This is a genomic window from Rhizobium sp. P40RR-XXII (assembly GCF_012641405.1).
In the GTDB taxonomy this organism is placed as follows: Bacteria; Pseudomonadota; Alphaproteobacteria; order Rhizobiales; family Rhizobiaceae; genus Rhizobium.
The window spans coordinates 102534-111062 of record NZ_JABAII010000022.1 but is presented as its reverse complement, the minus strand read 5'-3'; the positions used below and the strand labels follow the sequence as shown (position 1 = coordinate 111062).

Sequence of the window (8529 nt, the reverse complement as noted above, 5' to 3'; positions counted from 1 at the left end):
TGGATAAGACGACAAATCGCCGCGCGATTTGCGTCAATGGCGCGGGGTGGAGCAGCCCGGTAGCTCGTCAGGCTCATAACCTGAAGGCCGCAGGTTCAAATCCTGCCCCCGCAACCAAATACAAAAGACTATCAAGACTTTGTCGGCCTCCTTCGGGAGGCCGAAGTCGTTTTTACCCCCGCAGCCCGCAACAAGCCAAAGCAAACCCCAAGGCGCAGAAAAATATTAAGCCGGGAAATAATATAAATACCTCTCTCAAATTCCCCAGGGCTTTCCTAGCGCGCAACAAGCGGCCACTGCGCTCACAACGCTATCTCTTCGCTCCCAAGCTCCCCGTACAAGCGTCGGCTATGGAGACCATCCCCTGCATCTGAGCAGGTCCAACCGCTCTTGCTGGGATGAAGCCATCTCCCATCGCCTCATCCCTCAAAAAGTATGATCGATGGTGACGCGATCGGAGATCGAGTGTGGTCGGCGAGAGGCGCCTCGTGTAGATCCGTGCACGGATGGGCGTTTCAACCATGGGTGAGTCCGAACCTGGCGTGAATTGCTGGATTGATTGTCTAGCACCTATCTCAACCCAGCCCAGCCCAGCCCAGCCCGCCCGATCCTCGATCGATATGAATATCCGAGACCAGATTTGGCTGCTCGACAAAAAGCAGCTGATATCGCGGCGCGCAATGCTGCCGTAATCCCCGCGACGTACCCCTGCCTGCGATCCCTCTCCAGTCGCAAAGGACTTCCTGATGTCTGTTACTCGCATGAAGCGGCGGCCGGCCGGTATTGCCGCGCTCGCAGTTTTGCTGGTCCTGCCGGCCTGCGCCTCGCAAATCATGAAGAGCTATATCGGCGCGCCGATCAGCAGCGTCATGCTCGATTATGGCCCGCCTGATAACGTTTATGATTTGCGCCAGGGTGAGCGCGCCTATCAGTGGCGCAAGCCGAAGACGCAAGTGGTATCAGGTCAATCCAGCGGTGAAGTCAAGGAAACGCGCCGGGGCAAGCGCTACGAAGTCACCGAAACGCCTGGCTATGTCGAGCAGACGGAATGCTTCTATACCTTCTATACCCGAAGCTCCGGGGCCGATTGGTATGTGACCAGCTTCCGCCAGCCCTCGCTCGAGTGCGAATAGATCCCCTGGCTGCCGGACTCCGAGATCTGAAAGGCAGCTCATGAACTTGGCCGTCATTGCTCGGCCTTCTCAGGAAAATTAGGCCAGACGCGGTGGATACGAATGGTTCGATTGCATGCGGATGGGCGTCTGACTGTCATGATTAAGAACGGCGAAGGGACTGATTCGGGGTTTGATCAGTCATCCTTCGCCGCTCCCGTCGGGCATGTCTTGTCTTGAAAAAGGCATGCCGACCTCTGCAAACTTCGCCGGTCAGAAGCGATAGTTCAGGCCGGCTTTGATGACGTGGTCGTGCACATCGCTCTTCGACTTGCCGGTCGATGTCGTCGTAGATACGTCGTTGGTCATGACGTAGTTGTATTCGACCTTAGCCGAGAGCCCGCCACCGAAGCCCTGTTCGATGCCGCCGCCGAAGAGATATCCCTGTTTCCAGCCGCCAGGACTGGAAACGCCCCTGCCGCCCTCGAATTTCGTCATCGTCAGGCCCGCTGTTCCGTAGATGAGGGTACGATCGAAGGTCAGGCCCGCCTTCGCCTTGGCGGCGCCGCGAAAGCGCTCTTCCACCTTGCCGTTTGGTACGCGTATCTCGTTGTTCCCAAGGTAGGAGCCCTCCAGTTCGGCGCCGAGGACACCTGGGCCGACCTGGAAGTTGTAGCCGGTTTGCACGCCACCGGTCAGGCCCTTGCCGCTGGCAAAGGGGCTCAGTTTCGGCGAGGCGATGCCGCCATGCGCGCCGAAATAGGCGCCGCTCCACTGGAAGGCCGACGGGCGGTCATAGGCGGAGGCATCCGGAGCCTGGTAGGTCGTGAAATCGGCGGCGAAGGCATTGGTCGCGGTCGCTAAAGCCAAAGCCGCGAACAGAATCGTTTTTGCGCTGAGAGACATTGATAACTCCATACGAAACCCATGCGCCATCCTCGGCGCCCGCAAGGTCTCTGTTTGCGTTGGAGAACCGGAAACGGTTCCTGCTTCTCTCCGGTGCCGTCCGTCTTGGGAAACGGATTGGCCTCGGGAGATGCAGGTCATTTTGCTCGCGAGAATTGCGGATACATTGCAGATTTTTGAAAGTATCGAAAAATTAGCAAGTATTTTTAGGTGGTTGAGTAGATTTATTTAATTATATTTTAAGGAAGAGAGGTTGCCGTCAGGCTTGGCCGTCGATCGAAATAGTGTTGTCGAAGGCATGAGCAGCGACATTCCCGCATCCATCATGTGCAATCGGATGCATGCGGCGTCCTCAATATTTACTCCGCTGATTTCGACGGGTCATTCTGGATGCATTCCAGCCAGGCGGCGGCGACGGCTGCCGCCAGCGACAGCAGGAAGACGAGGAGGATGCAGGTGGTGCGGAACGAGGTCAGGCCGATCGCGAGACCCGTCAGCATGTATTCCAGCGGCAGAAACAGCAAGACGACCGAATAGCAAAGACCCGTCACATAGGGCCGGCCGTCGCGCGGCGCCTTCATTTGCAGGATCGCAACGAAGGCGGGGGAGAGCCAGCCATTGGCCAGTCCGGCGACGAGACCGGCAAGCATCATCGTCACTGGCGAAATCTCCATCCACAGGATGCCCATCGAGAGCGCCAGGCCGAGGAGAGCCCCGCAAATGACAGAGGCGGGCGTCGGCGTGGCATGGCGCGATGCCAGATGCAGGTTCATCATGATCGTGCCCGTCGCCGACGCCGCGATGAAGAGGCCGAGCCACGCCACCGATTCACCCTGCAGCCGCAAGGCGGCGGGTACGATGAAAATCTGCAGCGTCATGAAGAAGCCGAGCGCCGCGCTTCCCCAAAGCGCGAATGGCAGCGACACGGCCGAATCGCGGAGCCGTTTCCCGGCATTGGCGATATCGCCGAGCCTTGGCGCCGGACGCAGACGGAATCTTGGCAGGCTGAAGGACAGGAGCATCATCGCGATGAAATTGCCGATGACGACCCACCACGCCGCATCCTTCGGGCCGATGACGGCAATGACGAAAGCGCTGGCCGCGGACGCCGTCAGCAGCATGAGGCCGTCGATCATATCGTCGACGGAACTGGCGGCGGCCGACGACAACCTCGAAAGACGGGCAATTTCCGGCGCCTTCGCTTCGGTGGCGACGGTCGCCGGCCCGTCGAGGATCGAGCCGGTGAAGCTCAGAATGAGGAAAGTGCCCGCATGCAGGAAATCCGCCATGTAGAGGATCGCGATCAGCAGCGACGTCAGCATTCCGACCTTGGCGGAGATGAGCGCGGTGTAGCGGATCCCGAGCATCTCGGCGATATAGCCGCCAAAGACCATGCCGATCAGGAGGACGACGCCGTTCACGAAGGCCACCAGCGCCATGAACACCACGCTGCGGGTGAGGTCATACATGATCCAGGGATATAGGACGGTCGCGAAGGCATGGCTGGCGTTCAAGGCGACATTGCTCAATTGAAGCCCGACGAAAGGCCATCGTACGCTGCGTTGAAGTTGTCGAAACACGATTCTTTCCCCGACGATGGTTTGGATCGTCAGGTTCGGGTCTCTGCCTTGCGGTAACATTACACAGGCTGAAATTTCATGGGGACGGCATCGGCAACCGAAACAGTTCGCGTGCCACCCTCGGCGAAGATATGCCTGGGTTCGAAAGGCCTATTCGCAGCGCCGGCCTGTGGCGCGATCGAAGAGATGCAGCGCATTGGCGTCGAAGCCGAGCTTCAAGCTCTGCCCTTCGGCAATGGCGGTGCGTGGCGGCAGGCAGGCCATCAGTCGCTGCGAACCCGCCTGCGCCGTCACGATAAGCTCGGGTCCGGTCAATTCCGCCACTTCGCAAACGGCCTCAAGCTGGCCCCTTTCGTCGAGGTGCAACGTCTCCGGACGGATGCCGACCACCAGCTCATGCCCCTGTTTGATCTCGGCTTCCGTTGACGGCATTGGCAGGGTGATCGAGGTTCCGTCGATGCGGAGTGAACCCTGATCGGAGGTGGCATTCAGCAGGTTCATCGGCGGCGCGCCGACGAAGGTCGCGACATAGAGCGTTGCCGGATGATTGTAGATCTCGTCGGGCGTGCCGAGTTGCTCGATGCGGCCGTCCCGCATCACGGCAATGCGGGTCGCGAGCGTCATCGCCTCGATCTGGTCGTGCGTCACGTAGACGACCGTGGTCTTCAGCATCTGATGAAGGCGCTTCAGTTCGGTGCGCATCTCCATGCGCAGCTTGGCATCGAGGTTCGACAGCGGCTCGTCGAAGAGAAAGACGTCCGGCTTGCGTACCAGCGCCCGGCCGATTGCGACGCGCTGGCGCTGGCCGCCGGAAAGCTGGCTCGGCTTGCGTTCCAGCAGCGGCTCGATCTGCAGCAGTTTCGCCGCCTCGCGCACCGCCTTGTCGCGCACTGCTGCAGGCACTTTGCGCATTTCCAGGCCGAAGCCGATGTTGCGATGGACTGAGAGGTTCGGATAGAGTGCATAGGATTGGAACACCATGGCGATGTCTCGGTCCTTCGGGTGCACGCCGAGCACGGAGCGATCGCCGATGCGGATATCGCCGCTGGTTGCCTCGGCAAGCCCGGCGATGATGTTCAAAAGCGTGGACTTGCCGCAGCCCGACGAGCCGAGCAGCACCAGGAACTCGCCGCTTTCGAGCGAAATATCGATGCCCTTCAGGGTCTCCACTTCGCCATAGCTTTTGCGGATATTCTGGATTTCGAGCGCGCTCATCGAACGGCCTCCTCGGGTGCTTTAGCCGGGCCATAGCTGCGCGGCAGAGTGGAAATGGCGCGGGAAGCGATCGCGGTCCCCGCCGAAAGGCAGGCTGCAGGCGGCTCGCCGCGGGCAAGGGCGGCCAGGAAGCCGGCATTGAAGACATCGCCGGCGCCGATCGTATCGACGACCGTGACCCGCGGCGCTGTGGCCGAAACGAGGGTGCTATCGGCATCGATGGCAAGCGCGCCGTCCGGGCCGCGCTTGACGACGAAGATGGCGCCTTCTGGCATCAGCGCATGAAGCGCGCGTGCCGCCTCGGCCGGATCGTCCATGCCGGCAAGAGTCGTGGTCTCGACCTCGTTCATCAGCGCGATGCCGCAGCGCGACAGCCAACGCCTGACGGAATCACAATTCGCCTGCGTCCAGCCATCGAGCGGCCAGCCCGTATCGAGAGCAACCGTGATCCGGTGCTTGTCGGCCCAGTCGAACAGGGCGTTGTAGTCACGGGCGAGATTCTCGGTGAGGAAAGCTCCGCACAGCAGGGCATAGCCGCCGGCAAGCCTTTTGCTGTCGAGAACCGCAAGCACGTCGTCGAGACTGAAGTGCGGCAAGTGGCCGCGCGTTGTGAAGAAGGTGCGCTCGCCATCGGGATGGGTGATGCCGACCGAGAGCGTCGTGCCCTCCGGTCTGACAGGCCATTTACTGCTGCGAGCGCCGAACGCGTCGCCGAGCCAGCGTCCGAATTGGTCGCTACCGACGTTGGCGGCAATCTCATAATCGATACCCAGCCCCTCCCAGGCGAGCGCGCTGTTGCCCGCCTGGCCGCCGACGCGCAGCTCGTCATGATCGACGATGACCTCGGTGCCGGCTTTCGGCCATGGCGCTGCAGGCCCTAGGATCAGGTCGATATTGACGTTGCCGATGACTGCAAGCGGCTTCATTCATTCGCTCCGCGTGATCTTGGTGGAGCGCACCGGCGTGCCGGCATTCTCCACCCGCTCGTCGGCAAAGGCGATCATCAGCGATTGGGCGACGGGCAGCATCTGGAAGATGGCGGCAAGGCCGGTTTCCGGTTTGAAGCGCAGGGTGACGCAGCCGGGCACCGGCTCTTCTTCGGAACCATCGAAGACGATAACCGGCGCGCCGGTTTCGAGCGCGGAAACGGCCATGGCCGTCACGAGGCCGGCCGTCGCATCATTGCCACGGAAGAGGACGACGCCGATCGAGGGACCGAGCATTTCCATCGGACCATGGCGCAGCTGGCCACCTTCAAGCGAGAAGCAGGGGCGACGGGAAAGTTCGGTGAGGCCGAGCGCCAGTGCCTCAGCGATGCCCTGCAGGCGGCGGCCCGAGGTGACGACCGTCTCGACATCGGCGAGAGCTGAAAGCGCCGGCGCGATATCGAGCGTCTCAGGCGCGCGAAGCACGGCCAAAGCACGGGCGGGATCCTGCCCGAGGGCGGTGAAGATCGCCAAATGCAGTGCGAAGGTTACGGTGAGGCTGCGGGTTGCCGCAAAGGCAAGCTCGGTGCCGCCGGTGCCGACGAGAGAAGGCGCGGTTCTCGCGAGAAAGGAGCTGCCCTCCAGCGTCAGGCCGAAGGTATCGCCAGTGCCGCCCGTCTCGTTGAACCAGCGCAGCACCTCGGCGCTTTCGCCGGATTGCGAGGTCATGAAGATCGTGCGCCCTTCCAGCGACAGCGGCTGACCGAGCTGTTCGGAGAGCGGCAGGGCGATGGCATCGATGCCGCCGGCGCGATAGAGCGGTTCGACAGCCCGGTTGACAGCGTGCGAGCCGCCCATGCCGAGCAGCAGTAACTTGCCGGTGCGCTTCAGCGATGCGGCAGCCTTGGCAGCCATATCGGCGGCGGCTCCGAGGGAGGCAAGCGCATCTGTATGTTGGCGAACCATTTCGCGGTCGATGGCGGCAAGGCCGGCGGGGCGTGTTTTCTCTTTGGTCATGGTCATCCCTTGACGCCGCCATTGGTCAGGCCCGAGATCAGGGCGCGTTGCATGACAAGGCCGATCAGCACCGGCGGCAGGGCGGCCAGCACGCCGGCAGTCGCGATCAGTCCGTAATCCGAGACACGGCCGCCGGCGAGATCCGCTATGGCGACGGTGAGGGTCTTGGCGCGCTGGTCTGACGTGAAGAGCAGCGCATAGAAGAATTCATCCCAGGCAAGCAGGAAGGCGAAGAGCGCCGAGGTGGCCATGACGGGCATGGCAAGCGGCAGTGTGATGATCTTCAGCGTCTGGAACAGCCCGGCGCCGTCGATCATCGCCGCAGCCTCGATCTCCTTCGGAATGGAATCGAAGCCGGATTTCATCAGCCAGGTCGTGAATGGCGCCAGGATCGTCAGATAGACCAGCGCCAAGCCGAAGACGTTGTTGAGCAGGCCGAGATGGGCAAGGCCCATGTAGAGCGGTACGGCGAGCGCCACCGGTGGCAACATATAGGTGGCGATGACCATGGAAAGCGACCATCCCACGGACGGCGTGCGCGATACGGCCCAGCCCGCGGGAATGGCGAGCGCGATCGCGGCGATGGTCGCCATGCCGGCCACTTCGATACTGTTGCGCAACGACGAGGTGAATGCGGCGCCCTCGCTGTTTTCCAGCGTCGACAGCAGCACTTTGTAGCGCGAGAAATCCGCCGTCTGCGGCCACCAGCGCAGCGGCTTGGCAGCAAGATCGGCAGCCGGCGAAATGCTCATGATGAAGAGCCAGGCGATCGGCGCTAGAATCACGACGGCGAGCAGGATGGCGCAGACATAGATGAAGCAGGTGAAAAACGGGCTCTTGCGTTCCATCAGGTGGCACTCCCCGCGGTTTTGCGGACAAGGGCGGCATAGGCGGCGGCAAGCACCGTGACCAGCAGCGTTACGATAAGGGCGAGCGACGCACCCGACCCCGCTCGCTGGAAAGAGAAGGCCTCCTGATAGACGAGGATCGACAACGTGCGCGTGCTGTTGGCCGGGCCGCCGCGGGTCATGACCCAAATGATGTCGAAGACCTTGAAGGCCTCGATGGTGCGCAGCACCAGCGCTACCATAAGCGGTCCTACGAGGTAGGGAAGGATCACAAAACGGAAACGCTTGAAGGGTCCTGCGCCATCGACGAGCGATGCGGCGGTGATATCGCGCGGCACCGCCTGCAGGGCGGCCAGCGCGATCAGCGCCACCAGCGGAAAATTCTTCCAGCAATCGGCGACGATGAGCGCTGTCAGCGCCGTGCCCGGTTCGCCGAGCCAGGAGCGGTAGGCGTCGATAAGGCCGAGCTGGGTGAGTGCTGCGTTGAGTGCACCATATTCGGGATTATAGATCAGCCGCCAGAGCGTCGCGTTGACTACGGTCGGCAGCGCCCAGGGCAGGATCATCAGCGCGCGCAGCACGCCGCGGCCTTTGAAATCCTGGTTCAGAAGCAGCGCGGCGAGGACGCCGAGCACCATTTCGGCGGCGACGGAGACGATCGCAAACCAGGTCGTGGTGATCAGGGTGCGCTGGAAATTGGAGTTCGCCAGCATCTTGGCGTAGTTGTCGATGCCGACGAAATTGCCGCCGGTTCCCACAAGCTTCGCATCGGTGAAAGAAAGGCCGACCGTGTCGACGAGTGGCCAGCCGATCACCGCGATCATCACCACAAGCAACGGCAGCATCAAAAGCCAGGCGCGGGTTGTCATAGAGGTGCCGGACATGGCGGGCCCCTTCTTTCATTCTTCATGGAGGATCAAGAGAG

8 protein-coding genes and 1 tRNA gene are annotated in these 8529 nt (G+C 61.7%); 2 read left to right on the top strand and 7 right to left on the bottom strand.

Annotation, left to right across the window (positions count from 1 at the left end):
- The first annotated feature begins 40 nt into the window (after window positions 1-40).
- Both HGP16_RS29510 and HGP16_RS29505 read left to right on the top strand, forming a co-directional pair.
- Window positions 41-117 (top strand) — tRNA-Met (locus HGP16_RS29510).
- Between the two features lie 644 nt (window positions 118-761).
- Window positions 762-1133, top strand: a complete 372-nt coding sequence (locus HGP16_RS29505; protein ID WP_168843509.1) for a hypothetical protein — start codon at window positions 762-764, stop codon at window positions 1131-1133.
- Window positions 1134-1385: 252 nt separating this feature from the next.
- Here the strand turns inward: HGP16_RS29505 and HGP16_RS29500 are convergent, their stop codons facing one another.
- The 7 genes from HGP16_RS29500 to HGP16_RS29470 form a co-directional block, all read right to left on the bottom strand.
- Window positions 1386-2018 carry an outer membrane protein gene (locus HGP16_RS29500; protein ID WP_168843502.1) on the bottom strand — a complete coding sequence of 211 codons (633 nt, stop codon included), beginning with the start codon at window positions 2016-2018 and terminating at the stop codon, window positions 1386-1388.
- Window positions 2019-2377: 359 nt separating this feature from the next.
- Window positions 2378-3598: an MFS transporter gene (locus HGP16_RS29495; protein WP_168843501.1), complete on the bottom strand. Its 1221-nt coding sequence runs from the start codon at window positions 3596-3598 to the stop codon at window positions 2378-2380.
- 150 nt (window positions 3599-3748) lie between these two features.
- Complete coding sequence (locus HGP16_RS29490) at window positions 3749-4813, bottom strand: ABC transporter ATP-binding protein (protein ID WP_168843500.1); 1065 nt, start codon at window positions 4811-4813, stop codon at window positions 3749-3751.
- Entirely contained in the window at window positions 4810-5739 is a 930-nt protein-coding gene (locus HGP16_RS29485; RefSeq protein ID WP_168843499.1) for a PfkB family carbohydrate kinase, read from the bottom strand. The genes HGP16_RS29490 and HGP16_RS29485 overlap by 4 nt, the downstream gene beginning before the upstream one ends.
- Window positions 5740-6762, bottom strand: a complete 1023-nt coding sequence (locus HGP16_RS29480) for an SIS domain-containing protein (RefSeq protein WP_168843498.1) — start codon at window positions 6760-6762, stop codon at window positions 5740-5742.
- Window positions 6759-7604 carry a carbohydrate ABC transporter permease gene (locus HGP16_RS29475; RefSeq protein WP_168843497.1) on the bottom strand — a complete coding sequence of 282 codons (846 nt, stop codon included), beginning with the start codon at window positions 7602-7604 and terminating at the stop codon, window positions 6759-6761. Before HGP16_RS29475 ends, HGP16_RS29480 begins: the two co-directional genes overlap by 4 nt.
- Window positions 7604-8488, bottom strand: coding sequence for a carbohydrate ABC transporter permease (locus HGP16_RS29470; protein WP_168843496.1), 885 nt, complete (start codon window positions 8486-8488; stop codon window positions 7604-7606). Before HGP16_RS29470 ends, HGP16_RS29475 begins: the two co-directional genes overlap by 1 nt.
- Window positions 8489-8529: the final 41 nt, after the last annotated feature.